General features: G+C 71.9%; 19 protein-coding genes. 6 read left to right on the forward strand and 13 right to left on the reverse strand.

The window, feature by feature from the left end:
* Nucleotides 1–5 precede the first annotated feature (5 nt).
* From ACFPYL_RS23040 to ACFPYL_RS23050, 3 genes are all read left to right on the forward strand, one after another.
* Nucleotides 6–509 carry a SigE family RNA polymerase sigma factor gene (locus ACFPYL_RS23040; RefSeq protein ID WP_379160156.1) on the forward strand — a complete coding sequence of 168 codons (504 nt, stop codon included), beginning with the start codon at nt 6–8 and terminating at the stop codon, nt 507–509.
* Complete coding sequence (locus ACFPYL_RS23045; protein ID WP_379160159.1) at nt 506–1,648, forward strand: hypothetical protein; 1,143 nt, start codon at nt 506–508, stop codon at nt 1,646–1,648. Before ACFPYL_RS23040 ends, ACFPYL_RS23045 begins: the two co-directional genes overlap by 4 nt.
* Nucleotides 1,649–1,709: 61 nt before the next feature.
* On the forward strand, nt 1,710–3,875 hold the full coding sequence (locus tag ACFPYL_RS23050) for an MMPL family transporter (RefSeq protein ID WP_379160162.1): 2,166 nt from the start codon (nt 1,710–1,712) through the stop codon (nt 3,873–3,875).
* Between the two features lie 80 nt (nt 3,876–3,955).
* Here ACFPYL_RS23050 and tsaD read toward each other — a convergent pair whose 3' ends face one another.
* Complete coding sequence (gene tsaD / locus ACFPYL_RS23055; RefSeq protein WP_379160165.1) at nt 3,956–4,999, reverse strand: tRNA (adenosine(37)-N6)-threonylcarbamoyltransferase complex transferase subunit TsaD; 1,044 nt, start codon at nt 4,997–4,999, stop codon at nt 3,956–3,958.
* Between the two features lie 5 nt (nt 5,000–5,004).
* Nucleotides 5,005–5,802, reverse strand: a complete 798-nt coding sequence (locus ACFPYL_RS23060) for a helix-turn-helix transcriptional regulator (protein ID WP_379160168.1) — start codon at nt 5,800–5,802, stop codon at nt 5,005–5,007.
* A gap of 49 nt (nt 5,803–5,851) precedes the next feature.
* Between ACFPYL_RS23060 and ACFPYL_RS23065 the strand changes: the two genes are divergently transcribed.
* Together ACFPYL_RS23065 and ACFPYL_RS23070 are read left to right on the forward strand one after the other, a co-directional pair.
* Complete coding sequence (locus ACFPYL_RS23065; protein ID WP_379160171.1) at nt 5,852–6,262, forward strand: DUF2000 family protein; 411 nt, start codon at nt 5,852–5,854, stop codon at nt 6,260–6,262.
* Between the two features lie 72 nt (nt 6,263–6,334).
* The gene (locus ACFPYL_RS23070; protein WP_379160174.1) at nt 6,335–8,140 is read left to right on the forward strand and encodes an HAD family acid phosphatase; all 1,806 of its coding nucleotides are present in this window, start codon (nt 6,335–6,337) and stop codon (nt 8,138–8,140) included.
* Here the strand turns inward: ACFPYL_RS23070 and ACFPYL_RS23075 are convergent.
* From ACFPYL_RS23075 to ACFPYL_RS23105, 7 genes are all read right to left on the reverse strand, one after another.
* Complete coding sequence (locus ACFPYL_RS23075) at nt 8,128–8,613, reverse strand: GNAT family N-acetyltransferase (protein WP_379160177.1); 486 nt, start codon at nt 8,611–8,613, stop codon at nt 8,128–8,130. The genes ACFPYL_RS23070 and ACFPYL_RS23075 overlap by 13 nt on opposite strands.
* Nucleotides 8,610–9,254 carry a tRNA (adenosine(37)-N6)-threonylcarbamoyltransferase complex dimerization subunit type 1 TsaB gene (tsaB, locus tag ACFPYL_RS23080; RefSeq protein WP_379160180.1) on the reverse strand — a complete coding sequence of 215 codons (645 nt, stop codon included), beginning with the start codon at nt 9,252–9,254 and terminating at the stop codon, nt 8,610–8,612. The genes ACFPYL_RS23075 and tsaB overlap by 4 nt, the downstream gene beginning before the upstream one ends.
* Before the next feature lie 225 nt (nt 9,255–9,479).
* Nucleotides 9,480–10,016 carry a mycothiol transferase gene (locus ACFPYL_RS23085; RefSeq protein WP_379160183.1) on the reverse strand — a complete coding sequence of 179 codons (537 nt, stop codon included), beginning with the start codon at nt 10,014–10,016 and terminating at the stop codon, nt 9,480–9,482.
* A gap of 205 nt (nt 10,017–10,221) precedes the next feature.
* The gene (locus ACFPYL_RS23090; RefSeq protein WP_379160186.1) at nt 10,222–11,307 is read right to left on the reverse strand and encodes a DNA polymerase domain-containing protein; all 1,086 of its coding nucleotides are present in this window, start codon (nt 11,305–11,307) and stop codon (nt 10,222–10,224) included.
* 125 nt (nt 11,308–11,432) lie between these two features.
* Nucleotides 11,433–11,726, reverse strand: coding sequence for a hypothetical protein (locus tag ACFPYL_RS23095; RefSeq protein WP_379160189.1), 294 nt, complete (start codon nt 11,724–11,726; stop codon nt 11,433–11,435).
* On the reverse strand, nt 11,723–12,931 hold the full coding sequence (locus ACFPYL_RS23100) for a fatty acid desaturase family protein (protein WP_379160191.1): 1,209 nt from the start codon (nt 12,929–12,931) through the stop codon (nt 11,723–11,725). Before ACFPYL_RS23100 ends, ACFPYL_RS23095 begins: the two co-directional genes overlap by 4 nt.
* Before the next feature lie 52 nt (nt 12,932–12,983).
* A complete protein-coding gene (locus ACFPYL_RS23105) occupies nt 12,984–14,060 on the reverse strand; it encodes a ferredoxin reductase (protein WP_379160194.1) in 1,077 nt (358 codons plus the stop codon).
* A gap of 89 nt (nt 14,061–14,149) precedes the next feature.
* Between ACFPYL_RS23105 and msrB the strand changes: the two genes are divergently transcribed.
* Nucleotides 14,150–14,551 carry a peptide-methionine (R)-S-oxide reductase MsrB gene (gene msrB, locus ACFPYL_RS23110; protein ID WP_379160197.1) on the forward strand — a complete coding sequence of 134 codons (402 nt, stop codon included), beginning with the start codon at nt 14,150–14,152 and terminating at the stop codon, nt 14,549–14,551.
* A gap of 69 nt (nt 14,552–14,620) precedes the next feature.
* Here the strand turns inward: msrB and ACFPYL_RS23115 are convergent, their stop codons facing one another.
* From ACFPYL_RS23115 to ACFPYL_RS23130, 4 genes are all read right to left on the reverse strand, one after another.
* A complete protein-coding gene (locus ACFPYL_RS23115) occupies nt 14,621–15,559 on the reverse strand; it encodes a hypothetical protein (protein WP_379160200.1) in 939 nt (312 codons plus the stop codon).
* 153 nt (nt 15,560–15,712) lie between these two features.
* A complete protein-coding gene (gene hemQ, locus ACFPYL_RS23120) occupies nt 15,713–16,420 on the reverse strand; it encodes a hydrogen peroxide-dependent heme synthase (RefSeq protein WP_379160203.1) in 708 nt (235 codons plus the stop codon).
* 20 nt (nt 16,421–16,440) lie between these two features.
* Nucleotides 16,441–17,100 carry a response regulator gene (locus tag ACFPYL_RS23125; protein WP_379160206.1) on the reverse strand — a complete coding sequence of 220 codons (660 nt, stop codon included), beginning with the start codon at nt 17,098–17,100 and terminating at the stop codon, nt 16,441–16,443.
* A complete protein-coding gene (locus ACFPYL_RS23130; protein ID WP_379160209.1) occupies nt 17,097–19,166 on the reverse strand; it encodes a sensor histidine kinase in 2,070 nt (689 codons plus the stop codon). Before ACFPYL_RS23130 ends, ACFPYL_RS23125 begins: the two co-directional genes overlap by 4 nt.
* Nucleotide 19,167 lies beyond the last annotated feature (1 nt).

The following is a 19,167-nucleotide window of genomic DNA, read 5'->3' on the forward strand; positions in this document are numbered from 1 at the left end:
CTGCGATGACGGACCGGGACGCCGATTTCACGGCGTACCTCCAGGCCCGCCAGGGTCGCCTGCTGCGCACGGCGTACCTGCTCACCGGCGACCAGCACCAGGCCGAGGACCTGCTGCAGACCTCGCTGGCCAAGCTCTACCTGGCGTGGGACCGGGTGCACGACCGCGAGTCGGTCGACGCCTATGTCCGCCGGATCATGGTCAACGAGCACAACTCGCTGTGGCGCCGGGCCTGGCGCCGTCGTGAGCAGCCGACCGACGCCGTCCCCGAGGTGGCGAGCCCACCACCGGCGTACGACGACGGGCAGAGCGTCGCGCTCTGGTCGGCGGTGCGGACGCTCCCCCGCAAGGCACGCGCCGTGCTGGTGCTGCGCTACTACGAGGAGCTGACCGAGGCCGAGGCCGCGGAGGTGCTCGGCATCTCCGTCGGCACCGTCAAGTCCCAGACGAGCCGAGCGCTCGCCCGACTGCGCGAGACCGCGCCCGAGCTCCGGGAGGAGGAGCGATGAGCAGCGACCTGACAGAGACCCTCCGCGCGCGGGCCGGGGACGTCCACGGGGCGCCGTTGACCTTCGACGACGTCCGCGGCCGGGCCCGCCAGATCCGGCGCCGCCGGCGGGCGGCGGTCGCGGGCGGCGTCGCGCTGGTCGCGGCCGTCGCGCTGCCGATCGCCCTGCTCGGCGGCTCCGGGGCAGACCGCTCGGACCCCGACCCGGCGCGGCCCAGCCCGACCAAGGGCGTCGACCCCGACGGCGGGGCCGTGCCGACGCTCCGGAACGGCGTCATCGTCTACGAGGACGGCTCCCGGATCCGGCTCCAGGGCGACCTGCACGACCGGGCCGACGGCTTCGCCGTCCTCGGGACCGACCAGTACGTCGTGACCGCGTCGACCGCGGAGGGCGACCGGGAGGCGGTCCTGTTCGACGACCGCGGGTCCCAGCTCGCGACGTACCCGCTCGAGGGCGGGCTGGCCGTCCAGCGCAGGTCCGCGGTCGCGTGGATGGACCCGGACGGCGCGCCCCGGTTGCTGGTCGCCGGGTCCGACGACCCCCAGGTCCTCGAGTCGGTCGAGGGCAGCAGTCCCGAGGCCGTCGCGATCAGTGGCGACTGCAGCGACCTCTGCAGCGTGCACGTCCTCACCAAGGGTGAGGGCCTCGGCCCGAGCTGGGCGGTCGCGACCTCGGGCGTCGTGATGCCGATGACGCCCGACGTGCCGGCGATCCTCGACGTCTCGTCGGACGGCTCGCTCCTCGGGGGGCTCTCCGAGGTCGCGCCCGACGGCAACCACTACTGCGGCGGGGTCTACGACCCCAACGAGATCGACTTCGCGTGGAAGGGCTGCGAGGACAACGTCTTCGACTTCTCGCCCGACGGAAGGCTCGTGGCGACGACCTTCGGGGAGGGCCTCGGCCCGACGCGCATCGACGTCCGGGACTCGCGGACAGGTACGCGCCTGGCGGGCGTCGCCGGCGGCACGATCACCAGCTGGACCTGGGAGGACGACACCCACCTGCTCGCGGTGCAGGTCGACCCCCGGGGCGAGACGTCGCTCGTGCGCATCTCCCCCGACGACGTGACGACCGCGCTGAGCGGGTTCCGCACCGAGGACCCAGCGCTCGGCGTACCGCTCGTGCTGCCTGCGTCCTGACCCCCTTTGTAGACGAAAGTCGGAGGCATTCGGACACTTCTCGTCGCTAGGCTCCTGGACCGTGTTCGCCTTCCTTGGTCGTCTCGCGTCCCGTCGTCCGTGGTTCGTCATCGCAGCGTGGGTGGTGCTGGCCATCGCCGTCGTCTCCCTCGCGCCGGCGCTGACGACCACCCAGGAGGAGTCCGAATTCCTCCCCGACCACTACGAGTCGATCCAGGCGGCGAAGCTCCAGGAGGAGAAGTTCCCCGGCGCGACCACGCCGGCCGCGCTGATCGTCTTCGAGCGTGAGGACGGGAAGGCGCTGACCGACGACGACCAGGCCACGGTCTCCTCGATCGCCGAGGAGCTCGGGCCGAAGCTCGGCAAGGACACCTTCGTCCAGCAGGTCGTCACGGTGAGCCCCGACGGCAAGCCCAACGTCTCGGAGGACGGGAAGGTCCAGATCGGGATCGTCGGCCTCGCCGAGGACTCCACCGGGTTCGACACCCAGGCCTTCGACGACGCCAAGGCGATGCGCGACGACCTCGACGACCTGACCGACGGCACCGACCTCACCGCCCAGACGACCGGCTCGGTGCCGCAGGGCCTGGACTCGCAGGAGTCGGGCAACCGGGCGCTCGCGATCGTCGGCATCGCCACCGTCGTGCTGATCGTCGGCCTGCTCGCCATCATCTTCCGCAGCGTGATCATCTGCCTGATGCCGGTCGTCGTCGTGACGCTGGTGTCCTTCGTCGCCACCGGCCTGATCGGCTGGGCCAACGAGGCCTTCGACCTCAAGGCGGACTCCTCGATCGAGACGATCCTCGTCGTCGTCCTCTACGGGATCGGCACCGACTACATCCTCTTCTTCCTCTTCCGCTACCGCGAGCGGCTGCGCCAGGGCGAGGACACCCGCGCCGCCGTCGTCCACGCCCTGGAGCGCGCGGGCGAGGCGATCGCGTCCGCCGGTGGCGCCGTCATCGTCGCGTTCCTCGCCCTGCTGCTCAGCTCGCTGGGCATCTTCAAGGCGATCGGCCCGGCCCTGGCCATCGCCGTCGCCGTGACGCTGATCGCCGCGCTGACCCTCGTCCCGGCCGTCGTGACCGTGCTCGGCCGCGCGCTCTTCTGGCCCTCCAAGAAGTGGCGCGAGGAGCCGAAGGCGGCTCGTTTCGCCAAGATCGGCGAGTCGCTCGGCCGCCGTCCTGGCCGCTTCGCGATCGTCTCGGGCCTGATCCTCGGGATCCTGGCGATCTTCGCGTTCAGCTTCAACCCGTCGTTCGACTTCAACTCGAGCCTGCCCGACGACGTGGAGTCGACGGAGGCACTGCACACCTTCCAGGACCACTTCGCCGCCGGCGCGAGCGAGCCGATCCCGGTGATCCTCGTGTCCGACGACGGGCAGCTCGACCCGGCGGAGCTCGAGACGTACCGCACCGACCTCGAGGCCGCGGACGGCGTGGCACAGGTCTACCCCGCCGTACCGTCGAAGGACGGCACCGCCGCCCAGTTCAGCGTCGTCCTCGACGAGGACCCGGCGTCCGACGCCGCGCTCCAGGACGTCAAGGGCCCCGTGCGCGACGCCGCGCACAGCGCCGCACCCGAGGGCACCGAGGCGTTCGTGGGCGGTACGCCGTCGATCTTCGCCGACCTCCAGTCGGCCATGGTCCGCGACTACAAGGTCGTCTTCCCGGTCGCGGCCCTGGTGATCATGCTGATCCTCGCCCTGCTGCTGCGCAGCCTGGTCGCACCGCTCTACCTGATGGCGGCGGTCGGGCTGAGCTTCGCCGCGACCCTCGGCGCGACGGTGATCGTCTTCCAGCACATCGGCGGCGCGAGCGGCCTGATCTTCATGCTGCCGATCTACATCTACCTCTTCGTGACAGCCCTCGGCACCGACTACAACATCCTGATGATCGCGCGGCTGCGCGAGGAGGCGCGTGAGGGCCGGGAGCCGCGACCGGCGGCCGCCGAGGCGCTCAAGCACGCCGGGCCGACGATCGCCGCGGCCGGCGTCATCCTGGCCGGCACCTTCGCGTCGCTGATGCTCAGCGGCAACAGCCTGCTGACGTCGATGGGCTTCGCGCTGTCGTTCGGCATCTTCATCGCGGCGTTCGTGATGGCGATGTTCCTGACGCCCTCCCTCACCGCCCTGATCGGGCACGCCGCCTGGTGGCCCGGCCACGGCGACCAGAAGCCGCCCGCCCACCCCGAGGACCAGCCCGAGCCCGAGAACGTCGTAGCACCGTGACGGCGGGGTAGTCCCTGACGGAACGGTCCTCCCGAGCGTCTGAACCGGACCATTCCGTCAGGGACTACCGCGCCAGGGCGTCAGACCAGGACGCTGGTGACCGGCTGGGAGGAGTCGGCGGGGAGGTCGAGGGCGGACGACGTACGGCCGCGGGCGACCATCTCGGCGCCGAGGGCGGCGACCATCGCGCCGTTGTCGGTGCACAGGCCGGGGCGCGGGACCCGGACCCGCAGGCCGGCGGCGGTGGCCCGCTCCTCGGCCATCGCGCGCAGGCGGGAGTTCGCGGCGACCCCGCCGCCGATCAGGATGTCCTCAATGCCCTCGCTGCGTGCGGCGTCGATCGCCTTGCGGGTGAGCACGTCGCAGACGGCCTCCTGGAAGCTCGCGGCGACGTCGGCGACCGGCACCGGCTCCCCCGCGCGCTCGCGCGCCTCGACCCAGCGCGCCACCGCGGTCTTGAGACCCGAGAACGAGAAGTCGAAGCGGTGCCGCTCCAGGTCCTTGCGCGCGGTCAGGCCGCGCGGGAAGTCGACGTACACGCTGTCGCCCTCGCGGGCCGCGCGGTCGATGTGCGGTCCGCCGGGGAACGGCAGCCCCAGCAGTCGCGCGACCTTGTCGAACGCCTCGCCCGCGGCGTCGTCGATCGTCGCGCCCATCGGGTCCACGCCGGTCGTCACGTCCTCGACCCGCAGGAGGCTGGAGTGGCCGCCGCTGACCAGCATCGCCAGGCACGGCTCGGGCAGCGGCCCGTGCTCGAGCTGGTCGACCGCGACGTGGGCGGCGAGGTGGTTGACGCCGTAGATCGGCTTGCCCAGCCCGACCGCGAGCGCCTTCGCGGCGGCGACCCCGACCATCAGGGCGCCGGCGAGGCCCGGGCCGCTGGTCACCGCGATCGCGTCGACGTCGTCGAGGCGTACGCCGGCGGTCTCGCAGGCCCGCTCGATGGTCGGCACCATCGCCTCGAGGTGGGCGCGGCTGGCGACCTCGGGCACGACGCCGCCGAAGCGGGCGTGCTCGTCGACGCTGCTCGCGATCGCGTCGGCGAGCAGGGTGTGCCCGCGCACGATCCCGACGCCGGTCTCGTCGCACGAGGTCTCGATCCCGAGGATCAGGGGTTCGCTCACGGAGTTCATTGTGCCGACCGCGCGTAGGCCGCGGGAGTGACCCCCAGGAGACGGCGGAAGTGCCGGGTCAGGTGGGCCTGGTCGTGGAAGCCCGAGGCAGCCGCGACGTCCGCGGCCCGCTCCCCCGTGAGCAGCATCCGCCGCGCCCGGTCGAGGCGCCGGCCGGTGAGGTAGCGGTGCGGCGGCAGGCCGAACTCCGCGCCGAACGCCCGCACCAGGTGGGTCGGGTGCGCCCCGAGCTCCCCCGCGGCACTCGCCAGCGACACGCCCTCGACGACGTTCGCGTCGAGGAGGTCGCGGAGCCGGTGGGCCAGCCGCGGGTCCCGTCGTACGGCGTCCGGCACGCGCGCCGCCCCGAGCCGCTGCCGCAGCCCGTCGACGACCAGCTCCAGGCGGACCTCCGCCTCCAGCTCGTCGCCGGGGTGCTCGAGCGCGCCGTGCAGCCGGTCGACCGCGCGGCGCAGCGCCGGGTCGGCCCAGCCGGGGTGGTCGACAGCGGCGCCGATCCGGTCCGGGTCGATCACGTCCTCCTCGAGGTAGACCACGCGCTTGCGGAAACCGGTCGCCTCGACCGACCGCCCGTCGTGCGCGACGTGCGGCGGCAGCAGCGTGACCCGGTCGCCGAGCGCACCGTGCTCGTGGTGGTCGAGGTCGTAGCGGACGGTGCCGGAGTCGACCAGCAGCAGCGTCCAGGTGTCGTGCGTGTGGGCCGGGTAGGCGTGCTCCGGGAAGTGCGCGTGCAGCACCTCCGACACCCCGGCGACCGGCGGGCGCCAGGCACGGATGGTCGGCCGCGGCGACATGTCAGGAACGTACAAGACCGGCCCCGACGACGGCGGCGATCGTGGGGCCATGGCGTTCGACACCAAGATCGCGGTGCTGCTCCGCGACGACCTCGAGATGTGGCAACGGCTGAACGCGACCGCGTTCCTGGTCAGCGGCGTGACCGCGGCGTACCCCCAGCTGGTCGGCGAGGCGTACGCCGACGCCGACGGCACGCCGTACCTCGCGATGCTCGGTCAGCCGGTCCTGGTCTTCGAGGGCGACGCGGCCACGCTGACCGCCGCCCACGAGCGCGCGCTGCGCCGCGACGTGACGGTCGGCGTCTTCACCGCCGACCTCTTCCGCACCGGCAACGACGACGACAACCGGGCCGCGGTGGCCGCGGTCGCGGGCGCCGACCTGGACCTGGTCGGGCTGGCGGTCCACGCGCCGCGCAACGCCGTGGACAAGATCGTCAAGGGTGCCCGCCTGCATCCGTGAGTCGCCCTTCACAGACCGGGAACTCCGACATAGGTTGACCGGGTCAACCTTCCTCTCACCATCGGAGCACCCATGCGATTCTCGGGACGCCTCGGCACGCCCGCTCTCGTCGCCACCACCGTCGCGCTCGCCTTCGTCGTCGGAGGGGCAGCACCCTCCCAGGCGCGCACGGTCGACGACTCGAAGCTCACCCCGCACACGGAGTTCACCATGAGCGTGAACCCGTACGACGGCACCGTCGCCGCCACCCCCGACTCGGGTGCGGACATCCCGAACATCGACTCGGTGAAGTCGACGTTCCGGACCTACTACAACGCCACGAGGGCGACCCCCTCCAGCCCGTGGGTCTCCAACAAGACGACGTCGCCATACATCACCGACGTCAACGGCATCGAGCAGGACATCCTGGCCGGTCTCCCTGCCACCGCCCCGGCGAACAGCGCGGTCGTCTTCGACATCGACTCCACGCTCCTCTCGGACTTCGACTTCGAGGAGGTCACCCACTACAACTACGACGGCGCCGTCGCCGGCCAGTGGGTCACCGACCACCTCTACACCGCGGTCAACGGCATGCCTGCGCTGGTGCGCACCCTCACCGACCGCGGCTACGACGTGTACGGCGTGACGGGGCGGCCCTCGACCCAGAAGTCCGACACCATCGCCAACCTCACCGAGCAGGGCTTCACGGCGACCGGTGGCGCCCCGATCTTCGACGCGTCCAACCTGTACACGACCGGTGACGCGCTCGTCGACCAGCCGGGCTACGTCAACTGCGCCGCGGACGGCACCGCTGGGAGCTGCTCGACGGTCGAGAAGAAGGCGTTCACCCGCCAGCACATCGAGGACGCCGACGCCGTCAACATCGTCCTCAACGTCGGCGACCAGTGGAGCGACCTGATGGGCGGCGTCGCCGACGACACGGTCAAGCTCCCGAACCCGACGTACTTCCTGGCCAGCCTCGACATCGCCGGCGCCCCGGCGAGCGACGCCGACATGAAGCCGCCGACGACGTACACGATGAAGGCCGACGGCTCCAGCGGCGCGACCGTGGCGAGCGGTGACGACATCCCCAACATCGACCCGCTCCGCAAGGAGATCCGGGCCTACTACAACGCGCCCGCCGGGCTCGCGAACCGCTCCAGCTCGAACTACGTGACCGAGATGGCGGCGCTCGAGAAGACCTGGGGCGCCACGATCCAGCAGTCCTGCGAGCACGGCAACGACGTCATCGCCAACGTGCGCGCGGCCATCGCGCGGACCAAGGCGGACCTCGCGAAGGCGAAGCGGCAGCTCGCGCACGCCAAGTCGAAGAGGGCCAAGGCCAAGGCGCGGAACGCGGTGAAGCACTACGCGAAGAAGCTGCGTTCGCTGAAGGTGCCCGGCAAGCCGGCGGTCGTCTTCGACGCCGACGACACCACGCTGATGACCTACGACATGGAGGACGCGGGGATGAAGTTCAACTTCGACCCGGCGCTCCAGGACACCTACGTGCAGGACCAGCGGTTCCCGGCCGTCCCGGGGATGCCGGAGTTGGTCGCCGACGTCGCGGACGCGGGCTGCACCGTGTTCGGTCTCACCGGACGCAGCGACTCGCAGAAGTACGCCACCCTCGGCAACCTGGCGAAGGTCGGCTACTCCGACTTCCGCGCCAACCGGTACTTCACGAAGTGGAACACCGGGACCCAGCCGCCGGCGTACATCAACTGCGGCACGGACAACACGTGCTCGACCATCGAGTACAAGTCGCAGACCCGCAAGCACATCGAGAGCCTCGGCTTCGACATCGTCGGCAACCTCGGTGACCAGTTCTCCGACCTCGTCGGAGGATCCGCCAACCGGGTCTACAAGCTGCCCAACCCGACGTACTACCTGCCGTGATCGGAGGCGCCGCAGCCTCGACCGAGGCTGCGGCGCATCACCACGGCGGTCGCACCGTCGCGGTAGTAGCGACGGCGTCGGTCGACCTCGACGAAGCCCCGGGCCGCGTAGAAGGCCAGGGCTCCGGCGTTGTCCTCCCGCACCTCCAGCAGCAGCCGATCGGCGCCGCCCTCCCGGGCGGCGCCGATCACTGCGTCCAGGAGCAGCGACGCCAGGCCGGTACGCCGGTGGGCGGGGTCGACCGCGATCCGCTGGAGCTCCGCGATGTCGGCGACCACGCTGGCGGTCGCGTGACCGACCACGGCCCGTCCACCTGGAGCGTCGACCTCCGCGACCAGGTAGCTGATCGTCGGCAGGTTGCCGGTGACGCCCTCGCGCACCAGCCCCTCCGACCAGGCGTCGTCGCCCAGGTTGGCCAGCTCGAGGTCGGCGATGGCGGTCACGTCGGCGGCGGTCGCCGGCCGCACGGTCACGAGACCGGCTTGGGGGCGTGCGCGGCGACCGCGTCGGGGCGGCGCAGGTAGAGCGGCTCGGGGTCGGTCAGCTCGGCCCGCTCCTCGGCGACGCAGCGCGCCAGCCAGCCGGCACTCGGCGCCTCCGGTCCGACCCGCTGTGGGAACGCGTCGGGGTAGAGGACGGCGCCCTGGCCGACCACCGGCAGGTCCGTCGCGAGCTCGACCGGCTTGTCGACGACCGGGCCGTCGATCCGGGTCCCGGCGGCGTCGTACCGCGCGAGGTAGACCTCCTTGCGGCGCGCGTCGGTGGCGACGACGAACTCGCCGCCCACCGCCCCGGTGCCGACGGCCTCGACGGCGAGCGCGTCGAGCGAGCACACGCCGTACACCGGGATGTCGAGCACGAAGCCGAGGGTGCGGGCGGTGACGAGCCCGACCCGGAGGCCGGTGAACGGGCCGGGCCCGGTGCCGACGGCGATGGCCGTGAGGTCCTGGCGGACGATGCCCGCGGTGCTCATCGCGAGGTCGATCAGCGGGGCCAGCTGCTCGGCGTGCTTCATCGGCCGCTCGGCGACGTGCTCGGTCACCACACCGTCGCCGTCGGCGTCGTAGAGGGCCACGGAGACCAGCGGGGACGCGGTGTCGAAGGCAAGCAGCACGCCCTGAATCTAACTCGTTGCCGAACGCTTGCCGTCTTGTGGATCGCTTGTTGACCGCCTGTGAGGATCCGGGCCCTAGTGTTCTGGATGTAACACCGGCTGACGCGGAACGTGGGGATCCGCGGGCTCTGGGGGGAGTGCCTCGGCCGGTTCCGGAAGACCCGTACCGCGCGCTTGGCTTCGGCCCTGAAGGCGGAACGGGTCTTCTGCTTTTTCAAGCCCGCGTCAGGCAGGTCGGACCTCCAGCGCGACGTCGAGCTGGCCGGCGTGCCGGGCGTACTCCGCCAGCACGTGGAAGCAGATCCACTCCAGGCTCGGCGGGTCGGCGGCGAACCGGCCGCCCGGCGAGGCGGTCGCGTCCAGCGGGAAGTCGCGGAGGATCGCGGTGGTCCGCGCCCCGATCCCGGCCAGCCGCTGCGCGAGCTCCTCGGCCGTCACGTCGTGCGCGACCACCCACCGGGCGTCGTCGCGGCCCCAGGGCTCGTCGTCGGTCCAGTCGCCCCACGGCTCGTCGACCCGCTCCCCCAGGAAGCCCCAGACGAACCACCGCTGCTCCATGTGCAGCACGTGGCTGAGCAGCTCGATCGGCGTCCACCCGCTCGGCAGGGTGCTGCTGCGGCGTACGTCGTCGGGTAGCGCGAGCACGGTCGCCGCGATGTCCTCGCGGACCCAGTCGAGGTACGCCGCCCAGCGAGCGGCCCCGGCCGGGCCGTGCTTGTCGGGCTCGCGGTCGTCGCGGTCCATGCGCTGGTCGTCGGTCACCGTCCGAGCGTAGTGAGGAACCCGTCTGGACCACCCCTCAGGTGCCGCCCGGACCGGTCGATGGTCTGGTCATCGGTCGCAGGGGCGGACAGGTCGCCCGGACGCTCGGGGGGCGCCCGCGACCGCACGGATGGAGAGCCCGCTGCCGCGCGCTCGGATCGCTACCCCAGGTGGTCCGAGAAGGCGGCAGCGGGGTCCCACCACCTCAACCACCGTCGATGCGGTTGCCCTCGGCGTCCCAGTGCGACTCGACCTTCTTGCTCGGCTGCACGCGCGGCGGCTCGCCCGGCATCTTCGGGTAGTCCGGCGGGAAGTTGAGCTCGCCGCCGGGCAGCTCCTCCCAGAGCCGCAGCAGCGGCTCCAGCGAGTGCGCGGCGTCGTCGATGCCCGCCCACGGGTCGCCGCCGGCGACCCGGTCGGGGACGGTGAAGAGGTTGTAGTCGCCCGGGTCGGTGACGCCGGCCAGCTCGTCCCAGGTCATCGGCGTCGAGACCGGGGCGCCCGGCAGCGGCCGCAGCGAGTACGCCGAGGCGATGGTGCGGTCCCGGTTGTTCTGGTTGAAGTCGACGAAGATCCGCGCGCCGCGCTCCTCCTTCCACCACTCGACGGTGACGCCGTCGTCGCGGCGGGCCAGCTCGCGGCCGAAACCGATCGCGGCGTGCCGCAGGTCGGTGAACTCCCACTCCGGCTTGATCCGCACGAAGACGTGGACGCCGCGGTTGCCGGAGGTCTTGGGGTAGCCGGTGATGCCGAGCTCCTCGAGCAGCTCGCGGGCGACCCCGGCGACCCGGACGGCGTCCGCGAACGTCGTACCCGGCTGCGGGTCGAGGTCGATGCGCAGCTCGTCGGGATGGTCGACGTCGGCGCGGCGTACCGGCCACGGGTGGAAGACCAGCGTGCCCATGTGGGCGCACCAGACCGGCACCGCGATCTCGGTCGGGCAGATCTCGTCGGCGGTGCGCCCGGACGGGAAGGTGACCTGCACGGTCTCGAGGTAGTCGGGAGCACCCTTGGGCACCCGCTTCTGGTAGAACGCGTCGGCGTCCTTGTCCTGGGGGCCGGTCGCGAGCCGCATCCCCTCCCGGACGCCGGACGTCCAGCGCTCCAGGGCGGTCGGCCGGTCGCGGAGAGCGCGCATCAGGCCGTCGTCGACGCTCGCGAAGTACTCCGCCACCATCAGCTTGGTGACCTCGGGCGTGCTGTCGGTCGCCTCGTAGATCACCCGGTCGGGGCTCGAGACGCGGACCGCGCGGCCACCCGCGTCGACCTCGGCGGCGGGTGTCTTCGGCATGGCCCCACGCTAGCCGGATCGTCGAGGTGGTTTCGAGGCTCAGGCCTGGCGGCCTTCGCACCTCAACCACCGATGCCGGTGGTTGAGGTGCGAGCGCAGCGAGCCTCGAAACCACCGACCGCAGCTCAGAGCAACGAGTTGGGCTCGAACCTCGGTCGACGGTCGACGTCCTCCTTGGCCGGCCGCACGAACTCGAAGCCGGCGGTCGTCACCACCCGGGTCGTGGCGTCCACGACGGTGCTCGCGCAGGCGACGTGCATGGGCGCCAGGTGGAAGGCGTTGCGGCCGATCTCCTCGTCCGTGCCCACGAAGGCGATCGGCCGACCGAGCGGCCGCGCGCACACACCGCAGATCCGGCTCAGCGCGCACTGCGTGACCCACTTGCGGTCCATCGTCGGGGTGCCCGTCGCGGCGCTCATGCGGACTGGCCCCGGTAGTAGGCGCCGGTCTCCGTACGGCGTACCGGCCGTTCGGCGTCGGTACGGCGACGCCGGTCGATCGACGGCGACGGCGGCTCGGGCTTGTCGGAGGACGTCATCGAGTTCGGCAGCGACAGCTTCATGATCGTGCGCAGCGCCTGGCCGTACTGCTTGTGCAGCGGTCCGGTCGTGTAGGGGATGTCGTACTTCTCGCAGAGCGCCTGCACCTTCACCGCGATCTCCGGGTAGCGGTTGCTGGGCAGGTCGGGGAAGAGGTGGTGCTCGATCTGGAAGCCGAGGCTGCCCGACATGATGTGCAGGAAGCGGCCGCCCTCGAAGTTGGCCGAGCCCAGCATCTGGCGCAGGTACCACTCCGCGCGGGTCTCGTCCTCGAGCTCCTCCTCGGTGAAGTGCAGCGCCCCGTCGGGGAAGTGCCCGCAGAAGATGATCATGTAGGCCCACAGGTTGCGCGCCAGGTTGGCGGTGGCGTTGGCCTTGAGGGTGGACTTCCACTGCTTGCCGCTCAGTGCGGGGTAGACGAGGTAGTCCTTGATGACCTGGTTGCGGCCCTTGCGCCCGATCTGGCGCAGCTGCCGCTTCATCTCCTTCGGGTCCTTGGTGCCCGTCCGGATCGCCTCGAGGTCGAGGTCGTGGAGCGCGACGCCCCACTGGAAGAGACCGGCGAGCAGCGCGTTGAAGACCGGCTGCCCGAGGTAGACCGGGTGCCACTTCTGCTCGCGGGCCATCCGCAGGATGCCGTAGCCGATGTCGTTGTCGTGGCCGAGCACGTTGGTGAACTGGTGGTGGATGTAGTTGTGCGAGTGCTTCCACTGCTCGGCCGGCTGGGCGGTGTCCCACTCCCAGTTGGAGGAGTGGATCTCCGGGTCGTTCATCCAGTCCCACTGGCCGTGCATGACGTTGTGGCCGATCTCCATGTTCTCGAGGATCTTGGCCGCACCGAGCATGGCTGCGCCGGCGACCCAGGCCGGCGTACGGGTCTTCTTGGAGTGCAGGCCGGCGAGCAGCGTGGCGCGGCCGGCGGCGGCGAGGCCGCGCTGCACGGTGATCATCCGGTTGATGTACGCCGCGTCCGCGTCGCAGCGCGACTCCTCGACCTCGGCGCGGATGGCGTCGAGCTCGCGTCCGAGCTGCTCGACCTCCTCCTCGCTGAGGTGGGTGTACTCCTTGACGTCTGAGATGGCCATGGCGGTCCTTTCGGTGATCGAGTGCCGCGAGCTTGCGAGCGGCGTATCGAGGTCAGATGTCGAGCGTGCAGTCGCCGACCGGGACGGTCACGCAGGTCTGCACCTGCTCGTTGGGTTGGGAGAACTCGTTGCCGTTGCGCAGGTCGCGGATCGTGCCGTCGACCAGCGTGAGGGTGCAGGTGTGACAGATGCCCATCCGGCAGCCGTAGGGCATGCCGACGCCGACGCTCTCGCCGGCCTCGAGCACCGTCGTGGCGCCGTCGGCGTCGACGGTCTTGCCGGTGGTGCGGAAGGTGATCGTGCCGCCCTCGCCGCCGTCGCCCGCGAGCTTGAGGGAGAAGCGCTCCAGGTGGAGCTGGTCCTCCAGCCCGGCCGCCTCGAAGTGCTGCTCGATGGCGTCCAGCATCGGACCCGGACCGCAGGCCCAGGTCTCGCGCTCGCGCCAGTCGGGGCAGATCTCGTCGAGCGCCGACAGCTCGAGCATGCCGTCGGTGTCGGTGTGCAGCCGGTGGACGGTGAGCCCGTCGTGCCGGCCCTCCAGCTCGGCCAGCTCGTCGCGGAAGATCATCCGGTCCTCGGTGGGCGAGGAGTAGTGCATGACCACGTCCGGGACGGTGCCCCGACGGTCCATCGTGCGCAGCATCGCCATCACCGGGGTCACGCCGCTGCCGCCCACGAGGAAGAGCATCTTCGCCGGCGGCGGGTCCGGGAGCACGAAGTCGCCCTCCGGCAGCGCGAGCCGGACGATGGTGCCCGGCGCCAGGCCCCGGACGAGGTGCGCCGACAGCTTGCCCTCGGGCATCGCCCGCACCGTGATCGAGATGGTGCGGCCGCGGCGTACCGGCGGCGAGCTCACCGAGTAGGACCGCCACTGGAAGCGGCCGTCGACCTGCACGCCGATGCCGACGTACTGCCCGGGGCGGTGGTCGTAGCGCCAGCCCCAGCCGGGCCGGATCACGAGCGTGGCCGCGTCGTCGGTCTCGGGGACGACCTGCTCGACCCGCCCGCGCAGCTCGCGCTGGCTCCAGAGCGGGTTCAGCAGCCGCAGGTAGTCGTCGGGGTGCAGCGGAGTCGTCAGCTTGTCGCCGGCGCTCCGGACGCCGCCCCAGGTGAGTGCTCGTGGTGTCACCTGAGAAAGTGCAACACTGAGTTACACCATGTGTCAACCTTTCTCGACGGACTGTCTGGTCGATTGGACCCGTCGACTAGATTGGGGGCATGGCATACGAGGTGGAGAAGACCGACGAGCAGTGGCGCGAGGAGCTCTCGCCCGAGGAGTACGCCGTGCTCCGCCAGGCCGGCACGGAGCGGGCCTTCGTCGGCGAGTACACCGACACGGAGACCAAGGGCGTCTACTCCTGCAAGGCGTGCCACGCCAAGCTCTTCGAGTCGGACACCAAGTTCCACTCCGGCTGCGGCTGGCCGTCGTTCTACCAGCCGATCACGGACACGATCGAGTACATCGAGGACACCTCCCACGGCATGAAGCGCGTCGAGGTCCGCTGCGCCAACTGCGGCTCACACCTCGGCCACGTCTTCCCCGACGGCTACGGCACCCCCACCGGCGACCGCTACTGCATCAACTCGATCAGCCTCACCCTGGAGCCCGCCGACTCCTGATCGGCGCCTAGTCCGGCGTCGGATGACACACCAGGCACCTCCGGAGACCGGATTCCGGTGCTTGGTGTGTCATCGGACGAAGCCCCAACGGCGTTCGGCGCGACCGGCACGCTGACGCGCGGCGGCGAGCCGCTCGACGACGCGGCGCGGGTCTCCGACGTCGGGGCCCGTGAAAGCGGCGTACTCCAGTCCGACCTCGCGGAACGCGTGCTCGCGGGCGAGGTCACGAGTGTGCTGGTCGCGCGAGCGGTGCACGGCACCTTCGTACTCCGCCACCACCCCGAGGTCGACGTCGAGCAGGTCGGGCATCCCGATGACCGTGCCGTGCTCGTCGGTGACCAGCACGTTGCACAGCGGCGCCGGCCAGCCGCCGTCGAGCACCCAGATCAGCCGCAGCAGGGTCTCGCCCGGTGAGCGGCTGGTCGTGACCGAGAGGTCGTGGACCAGGCGGGCGTGCCGGATCCGGACGTGCCACGGGCGGCTGCCGAGGTACGCCGCCCACGCGCCCCGATCCACGACACCGGGTGCGAAGGCCTGGTCGGCGTGGACGACGGCCCACCGCAACGCATGCGCCCGGACCTCGTCGTAGAGCGCCCGGGCGGGTGTCGTGCAGCGGATGCCGTGCACCACCACGACCTCGTCGTCGGGGAGCACCTCGCGGGAGACCCTGATCGACGGGTGCGCTCGCACCCGGCCGCGACCCTCGACCACGGGGACCGGACGGAGGGTCTCCCCGTCCCCGGCCAGGCCGTCACAGAACCCGTCCTCGTGCAGGCGCAGGGCCGCCCACCCGGTGACTGCGCCGCGATCACCAGCGCGACCGGCGGCCTCGATGATCCGCTGCTCGACGCAGTCGGGAGTCGAGGACGGCACGTAGAGCCCGGGACTCGTCCGCCGCCACGCGCGACCCCGGGCGGCGCCGCGCGTCGGACCGCGCAGTCCAGCGGGGTCGACGGGAACCGGGCGCACCATCGGGCCTGGTGCGACGCGGCCGAGCTCGGAGGACATTCCCCGACCCTCCGCCGAGCGCCTCACGCCGACAACCGGCGCGCATCGCCCTGTGGACGACCGCGTCGGATGACACACCTGACACGACTTCCGGCCCCAGATCGGTGCGTGGTGTGTCAGCCGACGAGCATCGAGTGCCGGGCGGTTCCGCGGCTACGGCAGGCGGTCGACGAGCTCGGCGATCCCGACCCGGGCGCCGGTGTAGAACGGCACCTCCTCGCGCACGTGGCGCCGGGCCTCGGAGCCGCGGAGGTGCCGCATCAGGTCGACGATGCGGTAGAGCTCGTCGGCCTCGAAGGCCAGGATCCACTCGTAGTCGCCGAGCGAGAAGCTGGCGACCGTGTTGGCGCGGACGTCGGGGTAGTCGCGCGCCATCTTGCCGTGGTCGGCGAGCATCCGGCGGCGGTCGGCGTCCTCGAGGAGGTACCAGTCGTAGGAGCGCACGAAGGGGTAGACCGAGACGTGCTTCTTGGGCTCCTCGTCGCTGAGGAAGGCCGGCACGTGGCTCTTGTTGAACTCCGCGGGCCGGTGCAGCGCGAGCTGGGACCAGACGGGCGAGACCCGCAGCCCGAACGTCGTACGACGGAAGCGGTTGTAGGCGTCCTGGAGCTCCTCGGACGTGGCGGCGTGCCACCAGATCATCAGGTCGGCGTCGGCGCGCAGGCCGCTGACGTCGTACACGCCGCGCACCACGACGTCGGCCTCGGCCAGCTCGGCGAAGAGCTTCTCGACCTCGGCACCCTCGGCCGCGCGGTCCGCCTCGTCGTCGTCCGAGAGGGTGACGTCGAGGCGGAAGACCGACCACATCGTGTAGCGGATGGTGTCGTTGATCTCCCGTGCCTTCTGCGCGTTGCTCGCCATGGGTCCATTGTCCCCCGCGCTCAGTCGCGGCCGTACCCCGCCTCCCGCGCCGTGATGATCGCCTCGGCGCGACCGGCGGCGTGCAGCTTGGCGTAGATGCCGGAGACCGCGTTGCGCACGGTCTTGTTGGAGACGTAGAGCTCGGCCGCGATGGCGTCGTTGGACCGGCCGGCGGCGAGCAGCCGCAGCACGTCGCGCTCGCGGTCGGTGAGGTCGGGGAACGGCTCCTCCGGGGTCTCCGCCCTCAGCCCGCCGGAGAAGTACGACGCGACCTTCCCGGCCAGCGCCGCGCCGAAGACCATGCCGCCGGCGGCGGCCGCACGGAGCGCGGTCTGCACCTCGTCGGCGCCCGAGCCCTTGAGCAGGTAGCCGCTCGCGCCGGCGCGGATTGCGCTCAGCACGGTCTCGTCGTCCTCGTTCATCGTCAGCATCACGACCCGGACGCCCGGCTGCCGGCCGGTGATGTGGCGGGTCGCCTCGATCCCGTCGAGCTGCGGCATCTGGATGTCCATCACGACGACATCGGGCTCGGTCTCGGCGACGACGTGGATGGCGTCGCGGCCGTCCGCGGCGGTGCCCACGACCCGTAGGCCGTCGAGCGCGCCGAGCAGCGAGGAGAGCCCCTCGCGCACGATCTGGTGGTCGTCGACGACCACCACGGTGATCTCGCTGTCGGTCACGGCGCGCTCCTCGGCTCGCTTCGCAGGGGCAGCCAGGCACGCACCAGCGTGCCGCCACCGGGTGGGCAGATGACCTCGCTGCGGCCGCCGAGCTCGGCGGCGCGCTCGCGCAGGCCGACCAGGCCGACTCCGGCCTGGACGTCTGCGGGGATGCCGAGGCCGTCGTCGGCGACCTCGACGAGCAGCTGCCGGTCGACGACGTCGAGGCGGACGTCGCACCGCCGGGCGGCGGCGTGCCGCGCGACGTTGGTCATCGCCTCCCCCGCGATCCGGAACGCCGCGACCTCGACCGCGGCCGGCAGCGGACCGAGGTCGCCGGCCTCGACGGTGGCGGGCGGGTCGAGGTGCTCGCCCTGCTGGCGCAGCGCCCCGACCAGCCCCCGGTCGTCGAGCGCCGGTGGACGCAGGTCGTGGACCAGCCGGCGTACGTCGGCGACCACGTCCTGCACGTGCTGGGTGACGTCGCCGATCCGAGCCTTCGCCGCGGCCGGGTCCGGGTCGACGAGCAACCGGGCCGACTCGAGCTCGAACACCACGCCGCCGAGCGCCGGCCCGAGCCCGTCGTGCAGGTCGCGACGGATCCGGCGGCGCTCCTCCTCCCGGGCGGTGACCAGGCGCTCGCGGCTGTCCTGGAGCTCCGCGGCGAGCCGGCCGGTGCGAGCGGCGGTCGCGGCCTGGCGCACCAGGTCACCGAGCAGCTCCTCGTCGCGGCGCGAGAGCCGGCTGCGCAGCCCACGGGCCGGCAGCACCAGCCGGCCGACCTCGGCGTCGCGGTAGGCGATCGGGAGCGTGCGGGTCTCGGCGGGACGCTCGCCGTACGTCGCGACCAGGCGCTCGCCACCGGAGCGGTCCACCTCGACGCTGACGAAGGCGACCCCGAAGGCGGAGGCGACGGCGCGCGCCACGGCCACCAGCTGCTCGCTGCCCTCCTCGGCGGTCTCGAGGGTGGAGGCGAGGCCGGCGACCGCGTCGTACGGCGTGGCGCGGGTGCCCAGCACCAGCCGGCGCACCCACCGCGAGACCCGGCTCCGCAGCGGCCCGTAGAGCAGCACGGTCGTCAGCAGCACGACCAGCACCACCTGCGCCTGCTCCATCTCGTCGTCGAGCAGGGCCGTCAGAGCGGCGACCACCGCGAAGTCGACCGCGACCAGGACGACGGCCAGGGTCGAGAGCAGGACGGTGCGGGCGAGCAGGTCCTCGATGGACACCAGGCTCGGGTTGACGACGGCGACGGTCATCGCCACGGGGACCAGCACGATGCAGACGAAGAAGACGACGCCGGTGAGCGCACCGAGGTCGAGGACGAGCGAGACGACGACGATCGCGGCCGTGACGAGCGCGCCCCACAGCAGCCAGCGCATCTGGTCGCGGGCGGTGCCCTCGGAGCGCCGGTGGCGGTGCACGACGACGCCGACCGGCACCACGAGCCCGATGACGGTGGCCGCCTGGAGCGCACCGGTGAGGGTGCCGGCGATCGGCTCGAGCGCCCAGATCGTCGTCCAGTCGGGATCCACGCCGGGCGGCAGGGACGCGGTCGCCTGGTCCCAGGGCGCGACCACGAAGGCCAGCGCGCCGACGCACAGGACGGTCATGCACACCCACGACGCGACCCCCCAGGCGCCGCGCACGAAGCGGCCCTCCGGGAAGAGCAGCGGCAGCACCACGATCGTCGCGGGCAGCAGCGACGTGAAGCGCGCCAGGAACCACACCGCGAAGGTCATGCCCGGCAGGGCGTGGTCGGTGACCAGGCCGAGCCGCACGTAGGCCTCGGACAGCCCGTCGAGCGACCAGAAGAGGCCGACGGCGCCCAGCGTCCAGCCGATCATCCGGTGGCCGGGGTGCCGCAGCACGACCGTCGACAGGACGCCGAGCACCAGCCCGACGAGACCCGTGCCGATGCCGGTGCCGACCTCGACGTCGGCGCCGAAGGAGTAGAGCTCCGGTCGTCCGTGCGAGCGCGCCGCCAGCACCGCGATGCCGAGCGCGCAGGCCAGCGCCAGGGCGGGCAGCACGACAGCGACCGGCCACGGGGCCGGTCGCTGCGCGTGCGGGTCGGACAGGTTCACG

The organism is Nocardioides hankookensis, assembly GCF_042658885.1.
Taxonomy (GTDB): Bacteria; Actinomycetota; Actinomycetes; order Propionibacteriales; family Nocardioidaceae; genus Nocardioides; species Nocardioides hankookensis.

Bases quoted from the DNA above. Each gene is read 5' to 3' on its own strand.
- ACFPYL_RS23065 (WP_379160171.1), top strand. From the start codon at position 5,852: ATGGCGTTCGACACCAAGATCGCGGTGCTGCTCCGCGACGACCTCGAG.
- ACFPYL_RS23060 (WP_379160168.1), bottom strand. From the start codon at position 5,802: ATGTCGCCGCGGCCGACCATCCGTGCCTGGCGCCCGCCGGTCGCCGGG.
- ACFPYL_RS23045 (WP_379160159.1), top strand. From the start codon at position 506: ATGAGCAGCGACCTGACAGAGACCCTCCGCGCGCGGGCCGGGGACGTC.
- msrB (WP_379160197.1), top strand. From the start codon at position 14,150: ATGGCATACGAGGTGGAGAAGACCGACGAGCAGTGGCGCGAGGAGCTC.
- ACFPYL_RS23100 (WP_379160191.1), bottom strand. From the start codon at position 12,931: ATGGCCATCTCAGACGTCAAGGAGTACACCCACCTCAGCGAGGAGGAG.
- ACFPYL_RS23070 (WP_379160174.1), top strand. From the start codon at position 6,335: ATGCGATTCTCGGGACGCCTCGGCACGCCCGCTCTCGTCGCCACCACC.
- ACFPYL_RS23095 (WP_379160189.1), bottom strand. From the start codon at position 11,726: ATGAGCGCCGCGACGGGCACCCCGACGATGGACCGCAAGTGGGTCACG.
- ACFPYL_RS23115 (WP_379160200.1), bottom strand. From the start codon at position 15,559: ATGTCCTCCGAGCTCGGCCGCGTCGCACCAGGCCCGATGGTGCGCCCG.
- ACFPYL_RS23040 (WP_379160156.1), top strand. From the start codon at position 6: ATGACGGACCGGGACGCCGATTTCACGGCGTACCTCCAGGCCCGCCAG.
- ACFPYL_RS23090 (WP_379160186.1), bottom strand. From the start codon at position 11,307: ATGCCGAAGACACCCGCCGCCGAGGTCGACGCGGGTGGCCGCGCGGTC.
- hemQ (WP_379160203.1), bottom strand. From the start codon at position 16,420: ATGGCGAGCAACGCGCAGAAGGCACGGGAGATCAACGACACCATCCGC.